We start from the raw sequence: 18,715 nt of genomic DNA, 5'->3' as shown, positions 1-18,715 counted from the left end.
CCGCGCGGTTACGCTCGGTCCATGGCTCTGACTACGTCCGCCGAAGCGCCGCTTCCCGTCGGTGAGGTCTCCCGGATGATCGGGGGGTGGATCGACCGGCTCGGGGCGATCTGGGTCGAGGGGCAGATCACGCAGCTGTCGCGGCGCCCCGGCGCCGGGGTCGTCTTCCTGACCCTGCGGGACCCCTCGCACGACATCTCCATCGGCGTCACCTGCTACCGCCAGGTCTTCGACGCGGTCGCCGACGTCGTCTCGGAGGGCGCCCGGGTCGTCGTGCACGCGAAGCCCGAGTGGTACGCGCCGCGCGGCCAGCTGTCGCTGCGCGCGGTGGAGATCAAGCCCGTCGGGATCGGCGAGCTGCTCGCGCGGCTGGAGCAGCTGAAGCGGAGTCTGGCCTCGGAGGGCCTCTTCGCGCTCGACCGGAAGAAGCCGCTGCCGTTCCTGCCGCACCTCGTCGGCCTGGTCTGCGGCCGCGCCTCGGCGGCCGAGCGGGACGTCCTGGAGAACGCGCGCCGGCGCTGGCCCGCCGTCCGCTTCGAGGTGCGGAACGTCGCGGTGCAGGGCGTGAAGGCGGTCCCGCAGGTCGCCCAGGCGGTGAAGGAGCTCGACGCGCACGGGGACGTGGACGTGATCATCGTGGCCCGGGGCGGCGGCAGCGTCGAGGACCTGCTGCCGTTCTCGGACGAGCAGCTGGTCCGGGCGGTGGCCGAGTGCCGCACGCCGGTGGTGTCCGCGATCGGGCACGAGCCGGACTCGCCGCTGCTCGACCTGGTGGCCGATCTGCGCGCCTCGACGCCGACGGACGCGGCCAAGAAGGTCGTCCCGGACGTGGGCGAGGAGCTGGACCGGGTCCGCGGCCTGCGGGACCGGGCCCTGCGGACCGTGCGCGGCCTCCTGGAGCGGGAGGAGCGCGGTCTGGCGCACGCGCTCGCACGGCCCGTCATGGAGCATCCGCAGCGCATGGTCGAGGTCCGCGAGGACGAGCTGGCGGCGCTGCTCGCCCGGAGCCGGCGGGTCCTCGGGCACCTGCTGGACCGGGCGGACTCGGAGCTCTCGCACACGCGGGCGCGGGTCCGGGCGCTGTCGCCCGCGGCGACGATGGAGCGGGGGTACGCGGTGCTCCAGCGGGTGGACGGGGCGGTGGTCCGCTCCCCCGAGGAGGTCGCGGAGGGCGAGGAGCTGCGGGCCAGGGTCGCCGAGGGCGAGTTCACGGTGCGCCGCACGGCCGATCCCGCCTGAGCGGAGCCTGAGCGAAGAGAACGGAAAACCAGGGATGGAGCGACGGATGGCAGCGGGTACGGAGACGAGCGCGGAAGAGGCGGCTCTCGGCTACGAGCAGGCGCGGGACGAGCTGATCGAGGTGGTCCGGCGGCTGGAGGCGGGCGGGACCTCGCTGGAGGAGTCCCTCGCGCTCTGGGAGCGCGGCGAGGAGCTGGCGAAGGTGTGCCGGCTGCGCCTGGAGGGCGCGCGGGCCCGGCTCGACGCCTCGCTGGCCGCGGAGCGCGCGGCCGGGGCGGAGGCGGCGGAGGGGGACGAGTAGCCCCCGGCGCGGGCCGGGGCCGGCATGTAGACTCCGAGTGAAGCGGATCACTATCCGGATGGATTAGTTGAAGTTTCACCAATCCTCCGCGTACTGTCGAGACGTCGCCCGAGCCCATGTTCGAGCGGTTCCCCTTTGCAGTCCGGAAGGTACGCAGCATGTCTCTCGCCCTTGACGCCGTCGCCCAGGACCTCCTCTTCCGTGAGGCCCGCACCGCCAACACGTTCACCGACGAGCCGGTGACCGACGAGCAGGTCCAGGCGATCTACGACCTGGTGAAGTACGGCCCGACCGCCTTCAACCAGTCCCCGCTGCGCATCACCCTGGTCCGCTCCCCCGAGGCCCGCGAGCGCCTGGTGAAGCACATGGCCGAGGGCAACCAGGCCAAGACCTCCGCCGCCCCGCTGGTCGCGATCCTGTCCGCCGACAACGAGTTCCACGAGGAGCTCCCGGCCCTGCTCCCGCACTTCCCGCAGGCCAAGGACATGTTCTTCGCCGAGCGGCCGGTCCGCGAGGGCTCCGCCCTGCTGAACGCCGCCCTCCAGGCCGCGTACTTCATCGTGGGCGTCCGCGCCGCCGGCCTGGCCGCCGGCCCGATGACCGGCCTGGACTTCGCCGGCGTCCAGAAGGAGTTCCTGGACGACGACCACACCCCGCTGATGGTCGTCAACATCGGCAAGCCGGGCGAGGACGCCTGGTTCCCGCGCTCCCCGCGCCTCTCCTACGACGAGGTCATCACCACCGTCTGACCCGTACGCGAGAAGGGCCCCGCACTCCACGAGTGCGGGGCCCTTCTCCGTCGCGTCTCAGGCCTTCTTCGACTGGAGCGAGCCGGCCATCTCCGCCAGCGTCTCGAAGGAGGCGGTGCCGGTCACCACGGTCGTCGCGCCGTTCTCCGTGCGGACGAGCGCGTCGTACCTCGGGCCCTCCCAGCGCTGCCAGACCTGGCCGGCGACCGTCTGGGTCTTCCCGGTGTTCTTCGCCTTCTGCGTCACCTCGGGCACGAACTTCCCCGGCTCCGCCGTCGACTGGTTCACGGCCACGTACTGGGTGTCCGGGGAGAGGAAGCCCAGCTGCCAGGCGTCGGACTTCTCGCGCTTGTACGAGACCACCGTCGCCTTCCAGCCCTCCCCCAGGCCCTCGGGGGCCAGCACCGGATAGGGCGCCGCCCGCTGGGCCGTGAGGAGCTCGACCCGGTAGTCCTTCGCCTTGACCGGTTCCGCGTTCTCGTCGTGCGGGATGAAGAGATACATCACGCCCGCGGCGACCATGATCACCCCGAGGGACTGGAACATCCCGCGTACCGTCTGCCTGCCTCGCATACCTGCCACGCCCACCATGGTCGCATCATGGTGCCGTGCTCATACGTGGGCCCCTCTGCTCATTTTGTCGACGTACCGATAGAGTCGCAGCACCCTCTTTTTTCCGGCCGTCGCCGTACAGAAAGGTGCGTTCCGATGACCGAGCACCACCACCTTCCGCCCGAGCTTGTCGTTTCCCCCGAGGCCCCCGACCGCAACCTCGCCCTTGAGCTGGTCCGCGTCACCGAGGCCGCCGCCATGGCCGCCGGCCGCTGGGTCGGCCGCGGCGACAAGATCGGCGCGGACGGGGCGGCGGTCAACGCCATGCGGACCCTGATCTCCACCGTCTCGATGAACGGCGTCGTCGTCATCGGCGAGGGCGAGAAGGACGAAGCCCCCATGCTCTTCAACGGCGAGCGGGTCGGCGACGGCACCGGCGCCGAGGTCGACATCGCCGTCGACCCGATCGACGGCACCACGCTCAACGCCAAGGGCATGCCGAACGCGATCGCCGTCCTGGCCGCCGCCGACCGCGGCACCATGTTCGACCCGTCCGCGGTCTTCTACATGGACAAGCTGGTCACCGGCCCCGAGGCCGCCGACTTCGTCGACATCAACGCCCCCGTCTCGGTCAACATCCGCCGGGTCGCCAAGGCGAAGAACTCCTCGCCCGAGGACATCACGGTCGTCATCCTGGACCGCCCGCGCCACGAGGGCATCGTCAAGGAGATCCGCGAGACCGGCGCCCGGATCAAGTTCATCTCGGACGGCGACGTCGCCGGTTCGATCATGGCCGTCCGCGAGGGCACCGGCGTCGACATGCTCATGGGCGTCGGCGGCACCCCCGAGGGCATCATCTCCGCCTGCGCCATCAAGTGCCTCGGCGGCGTGATCCAGGGCAAGCTGTGGCCGAAGGACGACGCCGAGCGCCAGAAGGCGCTGGACGCTGGCCACGACCTGGACCGCGTGCTCTCCACGAACGACCTGGTCTCCGGCGACAACGTCTTCTTCGTCGCCACCGGCATCACCGACGGCGAGATCCTGCGCGGCGTGCGCTACCGCGCCGAGACGGCGACCACGCAGTCGCTGGTCATGCGCTCGAAGTCGGGCACGATCCGCCAGATCGACTCGACGCACCGGCTCTCGAAGCTGCGCGCGTACAGCAAGATCGACTTCGACCGCGCGAAGTAACGCTCCTGCGCGGTGACGGTACGAAGAGGGGCGCCCCCATGTGCGGTGGGGGCGCCCCTTCTCGTACGGACCGGGGGAAGGTCTCCGCGATCCCGTCGGCCCGCTCGTACGGACCCGGGGGAAAGGTCTCCGCGATCCCGTCGGCCCGCTCGTACGGACCCGGGGGGAAGGTCTCCGCGATCCCGTCAGCCCGCCTGGGCGATCCGCTCGGTCGCGGCGGCCTTCCGCAGCTCCACCTCGCGCCGCCGCCGCCGGGCGAGGACCACGCGGCGCTCCGCCGCCGTGAGCCCGCCCCACACGCCGTACGGCTCGGGCTGGAGCAGCGCGTGCTCCCGGCACTCGACCATCACCGGACAGCGCGCGCAGACCCGCTTCGCCGCCTCCTCGCGCGCGAGCCTCGCGGCGGTCGGCTCCTTGGACGGGGCGAAGAAGAGCCCGGCCTCGTCCCGGCGGCACACCGCCTCCGCGTGCCATGGCCCGGCCTCGTCCTCCCGGGCAGGGGCGCGCTGAGAGGGTACGGCGGCGACCTGGAGGGGCTGATGCGGCAGTTGCAGCACGGTCTACTCCTGACGACGGCTTCGCGAGCGAGCGGCGATGCACCAGCCCTACCCGCTGTGCGCGCGCCTATGCACTGCGTGCCTCGCCGTTCCGCACTGCGGATACCCGAAGACGGATTCCGGTCACTCCCGGAACGGTCACTTGAGGTGCTTGCGGAGCTTGTCCTGGAGGTCGGTGATCCACTTGCCGCGCTTGGGCCGTGCCTCGACGTTCCCGAAGACCGAGTAGCCGTTGATGACGACCACCGGCGCCTGCGGGTCGACCCCTTCCAGGGTCACGACCTCGAAGTTCCCGAAGATGCCGCTGCCGTTGCCGCGCAGGCTGATGTTCTCCGGGACGCGCACCTCGACGTTGCCGAAGATGGAGGTGGCGTTGATGGTGGTCAGCCGCTGGGCGAAGATCGCCTCGGTCAGGTCGACCTCGATGTTCCCGAAGAGGGCGAAGGCGTTCGTCCGGCGGCTCACCCGCCAACGGCCCTTGCGGGTCGTGCTGGAGAAGATCGCGACGAGGTTGTCCGCGGGACCCTCGGAGTCGTCGGAGCCCCAGGCGAAGGCCGGTTCGGACTCGCGCGGGGTCCGGGCGCCCGGCAGGTCGCGGACGATCGGCTCCAGCTCCCCGACGGTCTTGGCCCGGTAGACCGCGTCGATCCGGTCCGAGTGCTCCTCGGGGTCGATCCGCCCTTCGGCCAGAGCGTCCCTGAGGATGTCCGCGATCCGGTCCCGGTCCGCGTCCGAGGCCCGCAGCGAGCCCTCCGGATCGGCGAAGGCGGGCTCCGCGAGGGCGGGCTCGGCGGGGGCGGCCGACCGCTGCGGCTGCGGCTGCTTCTCGGGTTCGGGCTGCTTTTCGAGGTCCACGGAGCCAGCCTAGCGAAACGCGATAGATCGCAACCAGAGGGAGTCACCCGGGTCCATCCCCTAGGGGATGGACCCGGGGCCGGAACGGCGACGACCGCGCCCCCGGGCCGAATTCCGCACCGGGGCACGGAAACACGCCATTCCGGTGCGGTCCCGGCACCTACTGAGCCTTACCTCACAGGATCGGCGCCGCCCCCGCGTCTTACGCTGGAGGGCGCGCGCGCCAACGGAGGCGGCGCAGCTGTCTGCCGAGTGAGGAATGGCCGCCGTCATGCCTGAGTTTGCGTACTCCGATCTGCTCCCCCTGGGAGAGGACACCACGCCCTACCGCCTGGTGACCTCCGAAGGCGTCTCCACCTTCGAGGCCGACGGGCGTACCTTCCTCAAGGTCGAGCCGGAGGCGCTGCGCACGCTCGCCGCCGAGGCCATCCACGACATCCAGCACTTCCTGCGCCCGGCCCACCTGGCCCAGCTGCGCCGGATCATCGACGACCCGGAGGCCTCGGGCAACGACAAGTTCGTCGCGCTCGACCTCCTCAAGAACGCGAACATCGCCGCCGCCGGCGTGCTCCCCATGTGCCAGGACACCGGCACCGCGATCGTCATGGGCAAGCGCGGCCAGAACGTGCTGACCTCCGGCCGCGACGAGGAGGCCCTGTCCAAGGGCATCTACGACGCGTACACCAAGCTGAACCTGCGCTACTCGCAGATGGCCCCGGTCACCATGTGGGAGGAGAAGAACACCGGCTCGAACCTGCCCGCGCAGATCGAGCTGTACGCGACGGACGGCGGCGCGTACAAGTTCCTCTTCATGGCCAAGGGCGGCGGCTCGGCCAACAAGTCCTTCCTCTACCAGGAGACCAAGGCGGTCCTGAACGAGGCCTCCATGATGAAGTTCCTGGAGGAGAAGATCCGCTCGCTCGGCACGGCCGCCTGCCCGCCGTACCACCTGGCGATCGTCGTCGGCGGCACGAGCGCCGAGTTCGCGCTGAAGACCGCGAAGTACGCCTCCGCGCACTACCTGGACGAGCTGCCCACCGAGGGCTCCGCCGAGACCGGCCACGGCTTCCGCGACAAGGAGCTGGAGGAGAAGGTCTTCGAGCTGACGCAGAAGATCGGCATCGGCGCGCAGTTCGGCGGCAAGTACTTCTGCCACGACGTCCGCGTCGTCCGCCTCCCCCGTCACGGCGCCTCGCTGCCCGTCGCGATCGCCGTGTCCTGCTCGGCCGACCGCCAGGCCGTCGCGAAGATCACCGCCGAGGGCGTCTTCCTGGAGCAGCTGGAGACCGACCCGGCCCGCTTCCTGCCGGAGACGACCGAGGAGCAGCTCGCCGGCGACGAGGACGTCGTCCGGATCGACCTCAACCAGCCGATGGACGAGATCCTCGCCGAGCTGACCAAGTACCCGGTGAAGACCCGCCTCTCCCTGAGCGGCCCGCTGGTCGTGGCGCGCGACATCGCGCACGCCAAGATCAAGGAGCGCCTGGACGCGGGCGAGGAGATGCCGCAGTACCTGAAGGACCACCCGGTGTACTACGCGGGCCCCGCGAAGACTCCCGAGGGCTACGCCTCCGGCTCCTTCGGCCCGACGACGGCCGGCCGCATGGACTCGTACGTGGAGCAGTTCCAGGCGGCGGGCGGCTCGAAGGTCATGCTGGCCAAGGGCAACCGCTCGCAGCAGGTCACGAACGCGTGCGGCGCGCACGGCGGCTTCTACCTGGGCTCGATCGGCGGCCCGGCGGCCCGTCTCGCGCAGGACTGCATCAAGAAGGTCGAGGTCGTCGAGTACGAGGAGCTCGGCATGGAGGCGGTCTGGAAGATCGAGGTCGAGGACTTCCCGGCGTTCGTCGTGGTCGACGACAAGGGCAACGACTTCTTCACTTCGCAGGAACCCGCTCAGCCGACCTTCACCAGCATCCCGGTTCGGGGTCCCGGTCTCGCCTGAGACGCCCCCTGATCCCTTCAGAGCCCCCGGCCAGCGCCGGGGGCTCTCCCCTTGCCACCGAGGGCGGGGGCTGCCCGCCAGGCACCACGCGCGGCACCGCCAACGGTGGGGCGACCACCCGCGAGCACCGGTCTACCCGACTACGCAAATATTCGCGTGCCCGCGTAGACCCACAGCGCGCACGTCCGTACCGTCATCCCCGAGGGCCTCAACAGGGGCCAGAAACAAGGGGGTTTTAGCATGGCGCGCGAGGAACTGACCCGGCTCACCGGCAACGGAAACGGAAACTGCGGAAAGGACGACTGCCCCAACGTCTACCGGACCGCCTCCGGGTCGCTCGTGGTCCAGGGCGACGTGTCCAACGCGTTCACGCCGCCGGACGGCGAAGGGCTCGTTGAGATCCCCGAGCACATCCTGAGGGAGGCCATTCGTGCTCTTGGCTGGTGAGTCGTGGGCGGCTCGATTCGAGGGGTTCCAGCGGGAAGCATGGCGTCTCGAAACCCTTCCTCAATACCTCATGCCGCAAGAGGTCGAGGAAATCGAGGCATGGCGCAATGGCGCCCGTGTAAACCCTAACGATGTGTCGAACGAATACACCGACCGGCTTCGCCGACAGGTCACCGAGGGGCGCTCACAGGGGCGCGTACACGTCGTCACGCGACCGCTCTCCGAGTATCTGCGATTCGAGTTCCACCAGTACTACGCGGCTCACTCTCTAGCAGGGGAGGAAATCAGAATCCTTGACGTGACCGGGCGGACGAACCCGCTGGAAGGCGTTCAGGACTTCTGGATGTTCGACCGTACCGAAGTAGTGCTCATGAACTACCACCCGGACGGAAGGCAGATCAGCCGCGAGGTACACGACGGGGACGTCTCCCCGTTCATCGAGTACCAGCGAATCGCAGTAGCGGAATCGGTACCCTTCGAGGAGTACGTGAAGGGCCTTGACGTTTGAGCCTGAGAGGCTAGGCCAGTCCAGATCAGACCTAGCGGAAGCACTTCGTAGCGCGCGGAAGCGAGCGGGGAAAACTCAGACCTGGCTCGCCCGCCGCTGCAACATGTCTCAAACCAAGATCAGCAACATCGAGAGCGGGAAGCTCACACCCGCCATGGTCGACATAGAGCTGATCCTAGAAGCACTCGAAGCCACAGGCCCCGAAGCTGAGAAGCTCCTCGCCTTGGCCCGTACGGCAAACACCGAGTGGCAAGACCACTGGTCCTCTCGCCGCAGAGGCTTGGACAAGAAGCAGAATGAGCTAGCGAGACTCGAAGTCGTCTCCACAGAGTTCCGCTTCTTCCTGCTCTCGATGATTACCGGCCTGCTGGCCACACCCGACTATGTGCGCGCCAGCATCGCCGATGTTCCCGGGGACCAGACGAAGACGATCGCGAAGAAGCTAGAGCGGCAACAAGTGCTCTACGACTCAGCAAAGTCGTTCACGTTCATTCTCACCGAGCAGGCGGCGAGATGGCCGCTACTCCCTCCCATGGCGATGGCCATGCAGCTTGACCGGCTTGTATCCATCTCCCGCCTCCCGAATGTCCGGCTAGGCGTCATCCCGTTGAGTGGGCATGTACCGGAGAGGCCGCTCAACACATTCACGGTCTACGACAGGCGGCTAGCCACTGTCGAAACCGGCACGGGTGCGTTGATCCTTCGAGACCATCGCGACGTCAACGCGTATCGAGAAGACTTCAGTCGATACGAGGAATACGCACTCTTCGGTGACGACTGCCGAACGCTCCTCGCCGAGTGGTCGGCCGCATTTACCCGACCACGCCAATAATCCTCGCGTCTCACCACAGCCCTTCGGCACCCTGACACGACAGTCTTGGAGCCGAGGGGCGATCGATGCTTGAACACAAGCCGCACGCTGAATCAGGAAACGGACTGACCACTCTCAACGCGTTGGAGCCGGTCGCCGTCGAGGGGTGCATGACATGCGCCGCTCTCGCTCACTCGCGCGACATGGCCCGAGAGGCGGGCGAAGCCCAGGCCGTGGCGGGCGCGAATCGGGAGATCGGCAACCACCCCCACTACTTCGCGGACAAGGGCCGCAGACTCCCAGCGACGGCCGTGTGGGGGGTGGTGGTGTGACCACCCAGCAGCGCTACCCGGAACCGCCCATCGATCTGCCCATAGACGCATGGCTGTACGAGGCGAATCCTGTTCCGGGCTGTCGCCAATGTGCCGCCGCCATGCGGGAGTTGAGGCGAGCGAAGAAGGCCGGCGACGCCACGAAGCGCTTCGAGGCGTCCCGCAAGGTTCGTGCTCACCCGCACCGGGCGAGCGAATGACCACGGCTCCGGAGCGCCCGAAGAAGCGGGCGGGGCGGACCGGGTACACCGGCTTCGGGTGCCCGGGGTTGGTCGAGTGGCTGATCGATCTTTCTACGGTCTGTGGCGTCTGCTTCGCTCACCGCTCCGTTTGGTGCGCCAAGTGTCTCGGCTTCAAGGGGTGTGACGCCTGCAAGCACACGCGCAAGGTGTCGTGTCCGCAGTGCGTTACCGGAAAGGCAAGGCGCGTCGGATGGTGAAGTCTCCTCGGCGGAAGCTTGTCGGCGCCTGCTGGCTGGTCGGCACAGGCGCCGTGTGGGCCCTGTGCGGGTGGCTCATCGCGGCCAGGGCCACGGGGGTATTCCGGTGACCTACCGCTGTACCGAGTCGACCGCGCCGGAACGCCGCATCCTCGTCCTGGCCCACGCCGTCCCCAACTTTCGCGGGGACACGGAATGGGCGCCCGACGACGGCTTTCAGTGCCTGGTCGAGAACGTCGAGCACACGTTCCACGCGGCGTGGCTGCGAACCGGTTCCGGCGAGAACACCGACGTGTTCCTGTGCTGGTCGCCGGAGGGACAGTGGCTCATGGACGTCGAGTGCTGCATGAAGACGCGCACCCCTGCGGGGTCCTCCTGCACGATCTACGCGGGCCACCCCGGGCGGTGCGAGTGGGCCTACGTGGACCCGCGCCAGGTCGCGGAACAGGCGATGGCGGACCAGTACTTGCGCGACCTTTACGGCCGCCACGGAACCCCTGGCGCCCGTGGCTCTTGAGACTCCCGTCCCCTGCCTGAACTCTCATCGCGCCGATGGGGAGTTCGTCGGCGAGGCAGGGGGCGGGGCATGACCGGCGCGGGGACCGAATCCCCGATCTTCGCGGGAAGGGAAGTGCACTGTGAGCAAGCGCCCCGAATTCGAGTTCGTCAAGACGGCCGCGTGCCGTGACGCCCGCGTGAACAACTGCCCGGCGGTGGCCGTGAACGTGCCGGGCGTGGTCGCCTTGTGCAACACCGAGGACCCCGACACCATCGTCGTCATGACCGCCGCCGAGTGGGCCGACCTGTCGGCCGCCGTGAAGGGCGGAGAGTACGACCTGAACGCCTGAGAGAAGGTCCCGTGCCCGAATGCCCCAGGTGCGCCGCCCAGTGCCTTACAGACCCGGAGAGCGGGTTGCCCTGGTGTCCGTCCTGCGGGGCTCATTCGGGGCTCACCGAACCTCGCTGCCGGGGCCTATGGTGGTGGCGTGACGCGGCCACCCGCACACCGAACAGGCCGCGCCAGCACTGAGCGCGGGACCTCCCTCGATCGGCCCCGTCCGTCTGCTGTTCCCCCGTGGCAGATGGGCGGGGCTTTTCCCTGCCCCCCGGAAATACGAAAGGCCCCCGCATCCCTTTCGGGAGCGGGGGCATAAGCGCAGCCGGCCTAGCTGGCAGCGGCCTTAATGACCTGGACCGAGGAAGCCTCGGCGACAGAAACACCAGCCATACGCATGGTCAGCTTGAAGCCGACCTGATCCTTATCGAATCGAGCGTCCTCACTGATTCGGACCGTGGCGTTACGACGGACACCGACAACGATTCGGGAAGCATCCGCGACGATCACGGTCTTAGACATCGTTTCTTATGGCTGCGGTGCGGGGTGGACGGCTTCAGGGAAGCCCAACTCGTCCAGCAGCGCGTCGAACAGCTCCTCCACGAAGGTCTCCTGCGCGCGTAGCAGTTCCTCGATCCGAGACCGCTGCGCCGCGGCCTGGACACCAGCCGCTGAAGCCCACACGAGAGCGCCTTCGGCGTCGGCCGGCACCTCCGCATCGAGCTCTGCACGCTTGTGTCCGATGGCTTCTTCGAACTCCGGGGTGGCCATCCACAGGCTCACGTCGTCTACGTCCTCCGGTTCCTCGACGAGGAGAGCGGCGGCGTTGTCCAGGTTGAGCCATGCTTGCCAGCGGTGCCCGTCGGCGTCCAGGCCAGTCACGAGGGCGATGCTGCTGTCAGAGACATCGGCGACGCAGGCTGGCGCTCCGGTCCATTCGACCAAGGTGGACAGGTACTCGTCCTCCCAGATGCCTTGTTCCAGCTGCAGGGTCTGCCAGCCGCCCGGTCGCGGCTGCCACTCGTGCACGTCGTCCCTCAGCCCTGGACCGGTGCTGTTGAACATGGGTGCTTCCAGCAGTGGGCGCTGGCTGCGTGCAAAGACCAGATGACCGGAAAAGCCCATCGAACCTCCTCGTCGAATCCCAGCGCACCCTACGAGCTGTCACTGACATCACCGGTGCCGGCCGACTGCTGCTACCGACCGACTCACCGGATCAGTCGGCGGTAGCCGATGAGGACTGCGGCTATGCCGACGAACGCGAGGAAGTGTTCAGCTTTGCGTTCATAGCGGCGGTGGAGCCTCCGACAGCCGGCCAGCCAGGACACGGTTCTCTCGACCACCCACCGGTGCCGGCCCAGCCGCTGCGAGGACTCGACGCCCCTACGGGCGATGCGGTGGCGGATACCGCGCTCGCGGAGCCATCGGCGCAGGTGGTCGTAGTCATACCCCTTGTCCGCATGCAGCTTCGCCGGCCTCCGGCGCCGGGGCCCGCGGCGGGACCGGATCGGCGGGATGCCGCGCACGAGCGGCTCCAGGCCCAGACTGTCGTGCATGTTCGCGCCGGAGATGCCCAGCGACAGCGGCAGACCGTTCCGGTCGGTGATCAGGTGGATCTTCGATCCCAACTTGCCGCGGTCGGTCGGATTCGGTCCCGTCAGCGGCCCCCTTTTGCGGCCCGCAGGCTGACGGAGTCGATCGCGCACCGCGACCAGTCCAGCTCGCCCCGCGCTCCGAGCTCGTCAAGGACCACGCGGTAGAGCCTCGCCCAGACCCGGTCCCGGCTCCACTGGGCGAACCGACGGTAGACCGTGGGCCAGGCCGGGCCGAACACCGGCGGCAGTTGTCGCCAGGTGCAGCCCGACGTCGCCACGAAGATGATCGCTGCCAGGGCCTCACGGTCACCTGTCCGGCGTCGGCCACCGCCCTGCGGACGTATCACCTCCGTCGGTGGCACCACCCGCCTGAACAGCACCCACAATTCGTCCGGCACCAGTCGCTCAACGAGATCCGTCATGCACGGATCAACGAACGATCACGCCATAAGAAACGACGTCTTAGCGGGGAGGAACGCACTCGGCAGGATCGGGAGACCCCAAGCCGTCGACGCCGGGGCGTCGGTCGGGGAACCGCCCTGGTAGACGCCGGAACCGGCAGCCTTCTCCTTCCGGAGAGCCGCAGCCATATCCACGGACGCCCACACCACCGAAGGGGTGCCGTTCGTCGCCTCGATACGGGCAACGGCGTCGGCCAGGTCGTCATAGGTGACCGTGACCTTTCCGGCGCCGAGAGTCGTAGAGACACCCTGAGACAGGACACCCCGAATCGGGGTCCCAGCGGCCCCGGTGAACGCGTCGGCGTCGAACTTCAGGGAAGCGTCACGAAGAAGGTTGTCGGCGATCACTCGCCGCTGATCAACGGCACTGTCTTCGAGCACTTCAGACGAAGCCCACTGGACTTCGCCAATCTTCTTGGCGGTGAACTTGACCTCTCCCCAAACCATCTGACCTTCGGGGATGGTCTGCCCCTCGGCGACATAGTCGGCGCCCGTGGAAGAGATGAGCTGAGGAACCGAGAACGTGGCCGACGTGAAGGGGATAACGCTGCCTTCCGGCAGGCCACGCAGGAACGTGGACTTCGCCTTCAGCGCGTCGATGTACTTCCCGGAAATCTCCGAAGGGACCGTGTACCCGCCCTCGGAGGCCACCCCGCCGGAAATAGCGCGGTACTCACTCAGAGACGGGACCAGGGAACGCCACTCTTCAGTGCTGGGGCTTTCAGCACTGCCCGGGGTCAGGATCGCCGAATGTGCAGCTACGAGGTTGCGAACCTCGGCCTCCCGATCGGCCCGCGCTCGATCCTCACGGGCTTCATTGGCTCGATACTCCATGTACTTCAGAGTCTCGGCAATCGCCCTACGGGTCTCCGGAGAATCGGAGCCGTCCGAGCCATTAACGGCCGCCAGGATCTCAGTGCGCGCCATGCGTTCCTCGGCTGGAATGGAGTTGATAACGGCAGCAATCTCGCGGGCCGAAAGGCCGCGATCCTCGGACTCGGCAGAATCAAAAATCTTGCGAAGCTCAGTCTTCAAGAATTGTTCCTTCGATGTTCGGGCCGGAAGCGGCCATGAAAAACCGCCCAGACACCCTGACGGGTGGGGCGGATAAAAGTTGGGCGGTATTACTCAGATTCAGTCATGAGCGACTGAAGGTCTCGAATGTGCCTTAGCCATTCAGCCTTGGCCGTTGCATGCATTGCGGCATCGGCCTTGTGCTGGCACTCGATGATGCGTTCCGAAAGGACAGTCGCGAGATCTCGACCATCGGCGTTGATGTACAAGTGGAACGAGTAGCCGATTTCCTGGCTTCCCGGACGCTCAGTTCGTAGCGACATACGTCCTACGAAGCCGTTCCCTGTTCGCCTGTAGCGGAGCTTGCGCGCTGCCATGCGCGCCACGGACTTGCACTGCGAATCGCAGTAGCGCCGAGGACGCCAGGGCCGTACCTCACGCTGAATTCCTTATAGCAAGCCCAGCATCGAAGCGTGACGTCGTCATTCATGATTCCTCGTTCCCTACTCGGCCCAAAGCCATGTCGCCGGGAAGCGAGGTGGGCAGGCCACATGACCTCTGGAGGCAAACCATGGACCTACCCACCTCAGCAACACCGCCCGTGCCGCTCTCCGGTCCCGACCTGAAAGGAACCGAAGGTTTCTTACTTCACTCCCTATAGACCCGTTACTTGCGCGATTCTTGCGTCGCAATCGCGTGATGCCCGTCACAATTCGATCTTGACCTAGGCGGAATTCGGTCCCACGACTTTGGGCTAACCCCCGCGCGTTCGCGTAGAGGGAAGACGGCGGGTGCGGAGAAGGGCGCCCGGATCCTTTTGGATCCCCCTCCCCCTCTGGAAGCAACCAAAAATCCCTTGACTAGCCCGGTACCGTAGAGCTCATGGGATGGTCACTTGGGTACTTGCAGCCGCGTGAACCGCAGTTGCTAGATGCACTCTTCTTCTCAGCTGGCCGGGCACTTCACTTGGCCAATTCGTTCGAATCAAAATGCCAATACGTGTTGTGCATGAAGCACTTCGTCGAGGCAACACAAGCTGATCCAATCTTGGAGCTTCAAGAGATCATCTCCAGCCTGCCTTCGAAAAAGATGCTTGGAAACACGCTGAAAGATCTAGCGAGCTCTTCGCTAGGATCGCATACTTCTGACTTTGACCTGCTCGATCGAGCAAGAAAGGCGCGCAATTTCATTGCGCATGAAGGCGCCTCAACCGGTTCCGTGATGGAAGCAAGGATGAACGGCATCCTGGCGCAGGCCGTTCGTCTACGCTCAGCCGTGGCCGAACTTGCCGGTGGTGACAATGTCGTATCTCAATGGTGCTTTCATATTGACGAGCCGAATCAGCCGGTGCCGAGGGCACTGGTAGACGCCTACCCAGCCATGCTTGACGACTGGGCATTCGGCCACTTCGGTGGACTACTTGACTCCCATGAGACGTCCGCTGAAGACACGTCTACGCCGGAAGCAAACTGAAATGCGCTTCACTGCCTAGGCAGGTTGAAGCCTTGGCGGGTTGAAATCCCATGGTCGGCCGTCGCCGGCCTCAGATATCAGATAGAGAGAAGAAGGCCGCCGAACGCGGCCTAGGCTTCAGTACTTATTCAAGGCACCCTCGCTCGGGTGCCTTCTATCAGTCGTTCTCTCCTCGGCCTTCAGCCTCGGCCAAGGAGACTAAGAACGCTCCGGCCGTAAGAGCCGGAGCGGGCAAGGTTCTACTACTGATCTCAATAGCCCTGGCTCGATCGCCAGGGCGTTGTGTTGCTACCTCTCTGCCTGGTCTCCCGTTGTTCGGTCAGGGGATGACTAAAAGAGATAGAGAGGAAGCGAACGTATCCGCAGGTCAGAGAAAGATTGGTAATCCCGCTAGGGATACGCGGTGCCCCGGGCAGGGTTACGTGGAGGTCCGAAGGGCGTGCACCCGACAGGACGCGGCGCCCTTGCCGCCGTTCTGGAAGTGGTGTTGCGGCAGAACCAGGCAACGGGCCCCGGAGTCGTCCGCGACCAGCCCAAGGGCCTTGGCGGCCGTGATGCCCTTCTGTACGGCCTGCTTGGTCAGCGGGGCACCCTCGGCGCCCAGGATGGACGCTAGGGCGCCCTCGGCGAACTCAGCGTGCCCCAGACGGTTTCCCCAGCCGAGGGCAGCGAAGTAGACCCGGAACGCCAGCGGGCGTATACGAGGGTCGCGGGCTTTCGCCCGACAGTCGAGTTGAGAGACCGCCCCCCACGGGGCGTTACCGCCAAAGCTGATCAATCAATGTCCTTCGGTCGTTGTCGGCGAACCCTGTATAAGCCTGAGTACCTGGCGGTTTCAAGGAGACCGTTTAAACGCTGCCCCGAACGGCACGCTCGGAAGAAACAAAAGAGCCCCACCGTGTGGACACACGGTGGGGCTCGCATTCGTACACCCGGCGCTACTTTCGCACAGAGGCAACCCGAGCAGGGAAGGAGTACTCAGAAATTGGTTCCTTCCAGAGATACCCTTCCGGGATCTGAAGTCCGGTTTCCTCGGCGATCTCTGCAAGCTCAGGCATCTTGCAGGTTACGCGACGACTTTCGTCTTCGGCGATTCCCACCGTCACGGTGATGCCGTGCCGTTGCAGGAATACGCGCTTCTGCTCATCATCCTTGACGGCCCATTCTTCGGTATAGGTTCGCCCCGTCTCCCTCCACGTAGGGGCAGCCTCGGCGCTCTTGATCTCATTCCTCAAGCGCTCCACCTTGACGGACTGGGATTCATGCTGAGTCCAATACCGTTCGATCTGAACGTCGCTCTTGTATCGTCCGGCACGGTAATCCGTTTCCAGCCTGTCCAACGTAGCCTCGGATTCGGAAAGCTCGATCTTGGCTTGACTGATGGAATTCTTCACCCGCTCCATTACCGGCAGCGGGCCGAGAGTCACATTGACGAACTGGTCAACGGCCTGGTCGAGATGTTCGCGACGGATACGGCTGGGATAGGGGCAGGTCCCCATGTTCACGTTGTTGCAGCTGTAGTAATGGTGCACTCGACCACTGGACTTGATCTTCTTGTTCGAGGACATACGGCCACCGCAGTTCTTGCAGACAGCCACGCCCCCCAGCATCGACCGGGACGGCGTAGCTCGTCGTACCTGACGGTCACTCTTCAAGGTGGCCACAAGCTCGGACCATTCCGTGAAGTCCATCAGGGGGTGATCGGTGATCCGCACGTTCTCGCCGTTCTCGTCGACGACGTTTTCACCCTTGTGCGTGTAGATGCCGGCGACCGTGGGATTCATAATGATGGCCCGAATGGCATTCGCCGTCCAAGAGATTCCCCTCGGCTCTTCTCCCTTCGTGATCCGAAGATGATCCCGCCACGTCGGAACTCCCCGATTGTTCAGATCATGCGCGATCTTGTAGGCCGTCCAGTCCCCCCGCAGCCGCGTAGTGATTTCCCGGAACAACTCCGCATAGGTTTCGTCCTGGACGAGCTTCTTGCCGCCGTCCTCCTGCCGCTCGAAGTGGTAGCCGTACGGCTCCACGCCGCCGATCCACACACCCTTCGCCTTCCGCGCGGCCGACCCGGAGAGGGCACGGGCGCGGATGGTGTCCAACTCGCCTTCGGCGAAGGCCGCGATGATCTGGGCGAACATCTTCCCCATCGGGGTGGACATGTCGATGCCCTCGGTCACGGACACGATTGCCTTGCCGTGCTTCTGGCACCACTCGAAGACCTCGGCGAAGTGCCCCGCCTTCCTGCTGAGGCGGTCGAGCTTCCACACCGCCAACACGTCCCACTCGTCTGCGCGCTCTTCGAACCAGGGGCCGAGCCCGGGGCGCTTGAAGGGGTGCATCGCTCCGGACACATCCAGGTCCTCGGCCCACCCCACCACCCGCCCGTCGACGGCGGGGCCGGTCGCCCAGTGCTCGACGGCGTGACGCTGCTTCTCAGGGCTGGTCGTGTCGTCCTTCAGGATCGACAGTCGCACGGCGCCCAGGACCCTCGGATTAGAGATCATGCGCAGGATCGCATGAGGGTTCACGTTGGATGAACAAGCCAAACGACTTCTTCCAGAACCCGGCGCCGGAGCCGACGTTCACGCACATCCCGGTGCGCGGCCCCGGTCTCGCCTGATCCCGGGGTCCGGCTGATCCCGGAGTCCGGCCGAACCCGGAGTCCGGCTGAACCCGGGGTCCGGCTGATTCCGTAGCCCGGTCGAGCCCTGCGTACGGCTCGACCCCGCCGTACGCAGCATCGAGCCCGTCGTACGACCGGCCCCACCGCGCACGCAGGGTCGAGCCCGTTCGTACGGCCGGCCCCGCCGTACGCAGGTCCCCCGCGAAGCCCCTGGTCCGTCCGCCGGACCGGGGGCTTCGTCGATCTCCGCTCAGAAAGTCGCTACCGACCGGTAGCCTTCCCGTCGCCTACTGGCCAGTATGGGGCGCGAGCATGTCAACCACTGAGCCGGTCGACCACTCGGGAGCCCCCCATGCCCTCCGCCAAGGCCACCGCCACGGCCACCACCGCCCTCGGCCTGACGGCCCTCCTCGTCGTCGGTCCCGCGCCCGCGGCCTCCGCCGCCGACCCCGACACGCACATCACCTCGGCCGCGGCCCTCGCGCACGTCGACTACGCGACCTGGCGCCGCGACGTCGCCGCCGTCGTCGCCGAGGCCCGCCCGTACATCGAGGCGCGCGCCGAGAACGCCGGCGGCGAGAAGCAGGCCATCGTCCTCGACATCGACAACAGCTCCCTGGAGACGGACTTCCACCCCTTCTGGGAGCTGCCGACCCCGGCCATCGCGGACGTGGGGGGGGGGGGGGGGGGCGCCCCCGCCCCCCGCGCGGGGGGGGGGGGGGGGGGGGGCCCCCCCCCCCCCCGACCCCCGCCGCGAGCAGCGCGCGGCGCGAGACTCACGCCCC

General features: G+C 66.8%; 21 protein-coding genes and 1 pseudogene. 14 read left to right on the top strand and 8 right to left on the bottom strand.

The annotated features are described in order from the left end of the window. The first annotated feature begins 21 nt into the window (after nucleotides 1–21). From xseA to ACFV2S_RS29395, 3 genes are all read left to right on the top strand, one after another. Complete coding sequence (gene xseA / locus ACFV2S_RS29405) at nucleotides 22–1,239, top strand: exodeoxyribonuclease VII large subunit (RefSeq protein WP_385565362.1); 1,218 nt, start codon at nucleotides 22–24, stop codon at nucleotides 1,237–1,239. Nucleotides 1,240–1,285: 46 nt separating this feature from the next. Beyond that, complete coding sequence (locus ACFV2S_RS29400) at nucleotides 1,286–1,540, top strand: exodeoxyribonuclease VII small subunit (protein ID WP_383797367.1); 255 nt, start codon at nucleotides 1,286–1,288, stop codon at nucleotides 1,538–1,540. Nucleotides 1,541–1,698: 158 nt separating this feature from the next. Further along, the gene (locus tag ACFV2S_RS29395; protein ID WP_385565355.1) at nucleotides 1,699–2,289 is read left to right on the top strand and encodes a malonic semialdehyde reductase; all 591 of its coding nucleotides are present in this window, start codon (nucleotides 1,699–1,701) and stop codon (nucleotides 2,287–2,289) included. Nucleotides 2,290–2,346: 57 nt separating this feature from the next. On the opposite strand, the gene ACFV2S_RS29390 is transcribed toward ACFV2S_RS29395, so the two are convergent. Continuing rightward, on the bottom strand, nucleotides 2,347–2,880 hold the full coding sequence (locus tag ACFV2S_RS29390; protein WP_385565351.1) for a DUF4245 domain-containing protein: 534 nt from the start codon (nucleotides 2,878–2,880) through the stop codon (nucleotides 2,347–2,349). Between the two features lie 117 nt (nucleotides 2,881–2,997). Here ACFV2S_RS29390 and glpX point away from each other — a divergent pair, with 117 nt between their 5' ends. Then, entirely contained in the window at nucleotides 2,998–4,032 is a 1,035-nt protein-coding gene (gene glpX, locus ACFV2S_RS29385) for a class II fructose-bisphosphatase (protein WP_383797364.1), read from the top strand. 185 nt (nucleotides 4,033–4,217) lie between these two features. On the opposite strand, the gene ACFV2S_RS29380 is transcribed toward glpX, so the two are convergent. After that, the gene (locus ACFV2S_RS29380) at nucleotides 4,218–4,589 is read right to left on the bottom strand and encodes a WhiB family transcriptional regulator (RefSeq protein ID WP_078908476.1); all 372 of its coding nucleotides are present in this window, start codon (nucleotides 4,587–4,589) and stop codon (nucleotides 4,218–4,220) included. Nucleotides 4,590–4,727: 138 nt separating this feature from the next. Then, entirely contained in the window at nucleotides 4,728–5,444 is a 717-nt protein-coding gene (locus ACFV2S_RS29375; RefSeq protein WP_385565343.1) for a DUF1707 domain-containing protein, read from the bottom strand. A gap of 271 nt (nucleotides 5,445–5,715) precedes the next feature. On the opposite strand from ACFV2S_RS29375, the gene ACFV2S_RS29370 reads away from it, so the two are divergent. The 8 genes from ACFV2S_RS29370 (at nucleotide 5,716) to ACFV2S_RS29335 (ending at nucleotide 10,774) form a co-directional block, all read left to right on the top strand. Further along, nucleotides 5,716–7,389 carry a fumarate hydratase gene (locus ACFV2S_RS29370; protein ID WP_385565338.1) on the top strand — a complete coding sequence of 558 codons (1,674 nt, stop codon included), beginning with the start codon at nucleotides 5,716–5,718 and terminating at the stop codon, nucleotides 7,387–7,389. Nucleotides 7,390–7,629: 240 nt separating this feature from the next. Further along, nucleotides 7,630–7,836 (top strand): hypothetical protein, encoded by a 207-nt coding sequence (locus tag ACFV2S_RS29365; protein ID WP_385565335.1) that lies wholly within the window; start codon nucleotides 7,630–7,632, stop codon nucleotides 7,834–7,836. Continuing rightward, complete coding sequence (locus tag ACFV2S_RS29360) at nucleotides 7,820–8,344, top strand: DUF6879 family protein (protein WP_385565330.1); 525 nt, start codon at nucleotides 7,820–7,822, stop codon at nucleotides 8,342–8,344. The genes ACFV2S_RS29365 and ACFV2S_RS29360 overlap by 17 nt, the downstream gene beginning before the upstream one ends. After that, nucleotides 8,334–9,176, top strand: a complete 843-nt coding sequence (locus tag ACFV2S_RS29355) for a helix-turn-helix domain-containing protein (RefSeq protein WP_385565326.1) — start codon at nucleotides 8,334–8,336, stop codon at nucleotides 9,174–9,176. Before ACFV2S_RS29360 ends, ACFV2S_RS29355 begins: the two co-directional genes overlap by 11 nt. 182 nt (nucleotides 9,177–9,358) lie before the next feature. After that, nucleotides 9,359–9,487: a hypothetical protein gene (locus tag ACFV2S_RS29350; RefSeq protein ID WP_385565321.1), complete on the top strand. Its 129-nt coding sequence runs from the start codon at nucleotides 9,359–9,361 to the stop codon at nucleotides 9,485–9,487. Then, complete coding sequence (locus tag ACFV2S_RS29345; RefSeq protein WP_385565316.1) at nucleotides 9,484–9,687, top strand: hypothetical protein; 204 nt, start codon at nucleotides 9,484–9,486, stop codon at nucleotides 9,685–9,687. The genes ACFV2S_RS29350 and ACFV2S_RS29345 overlap by 4 nt, the downstream gene beginning before the upstream one ends. A 345-nt stretch (nucleotides 9,688–10,032) precedes the next feature. Then, on the top strand, nucleotides 10,033–10,443 hold the full coding sequence (locus tag ACFV2S_RS29340; protein WP_385565313.1) for a hypothetical protein: 411 nt from the start codon (nucleotides 10,033–10,035) through the stop codon (nucleotides 10,441–10,443). A gap of 121 nt (nucleotides 10,444–10,564) precedes the next feature. Then, nucleotides 10,565–10,774 carry a DUF397 domain-containing protein gene (locus tag ACFV2S_RS29335; RefSeq protein ID WP_385565309.1) on the top strand — a complete coding sequence of 70 codons (210 nt, stop codon included), beginning with the start codon at nucleotides 10,565–10,567 and terminating at the stop codon, nucleotides 10,772–10,774. A 317-nt stretch (nucleotides 10,775–11,091) separates the two neighbouring features. Here the strand turns inward: ACFV2S_RS29335 and ACFV2S_RS29330 are convergent, their stop codons facing one another. The 4 genes from ACFV2S_RS29330 to ACFV2S_RS29315 form a co-directional block, all read right to left on the bottom strand. After that, complete coding sequence (locus tag ACFV2S_RS29330; protein ID WP_385565304.1) at nucleotides 11,092–11,283, bottom strand: phage major capsid protein; 192 nt, start codon at nucleotides 11,281–11,283, stop codon at nucleotides 11,092–11,094. Between the two features lie 6 nt (nucleotides 11,284–11,289). Then, the gene (locus tag ACFV2S_RS29325) at nucleotides 11,290–11,886 is read right to left on the bottom strand and encodes a hypothetical protein (protein WP_385565300.1); all 597 of its coding nucleotides are present in this window, start codon (nucleotides 11,884–11,886) and stop codon (nucleotides 11,290–11,292) included. Between the two features lie 83 nt (nucleotides 11,887–11,969). After that, nucleotides 11,970–12,778 (bottom strand): IS5 family transposase gene (locus tag ACFV2S_RS29320; RefSeq protein WP_385565295.1). Its coding sequence is split into 2 segments (ribosomal slippage): nucleotides 11,970–12,428 and nucleotides 12,431–12,778, totalling 807 coding nucleotides; the frame shifts between segments, so codons are not numbered across the junction. A gap of 18 nt (nucleotides 12,779–12,796) precedes the next feature. Beyond that, the gene (locus tag ACFV2S_RS29315; protein ID WP_385565290.1) at nucleotides 12,797–13,852 is read right to left on the bottom strand and encodes a phage major capsid protein; all 1,056 of its coding nucleotides are present in this window, start codon (nucleotides 13,850–13,852) and stop codon (nucleotides 12,797–12,799) included. Nucleotides 13,853–14,713: 861 nt separating this feature from the next. Here ACFV2S_RS29315 and ACFV2S_RS29310 point away from each other — a divergent pair. Next, entirely contained in the window at nucleotides 14,714–15,304 is a 591-nt protein-coding gene (locus ACFV2S_RS29310) for a hypothetical protein (protein ID WP_385565286.1), read from the top strand. Nucleotides 15,305–16,242: 938 nt separating this feature from the next. On the opposite strand, the gene ACFV2S_RS29305 is transcribed toward ACFV2S_RS29310, so the two are convergent. Next, nucleotides 16,243–17,781 (bottom strand): recombinase family protein, encoded by a 1,539-nt coding sequence (locus ACFV2S_RS29305; RefSeq protein WP_385565282.1) that lies wholly within the window; start codon nucleotides 17,779–17,781, stop codon nucleotides 16,243–16,245. A gap of 501 nt (nucleotides 17,782–18,282) precedes the next feature. Between ACFV2S_RS29305 and ACFV2S_RS29300 the strand changes: the two are divergent. Continuing rightward, nucleotides 18,283–18,715: pseudogene (locus ACFV2S_RS29300) on the top strand (hypothetical protein); the annotation flags it as partial.

It is taken from the genome of Streptomyces sp. NPDC059695 (assembly GCF_042733785.1).
In the GTDB taxonomy this organism is placed as follows: domain Bacteria; phylum Actinomycetota; class Actinomycetes; order Streptomycetales; family Streptomycetaceae; genus Streptomyces.
Note: the sequence above shows the minus strand (reverse complement) of the source record. Positions and strands in the feature narration are given on the sequence as shown.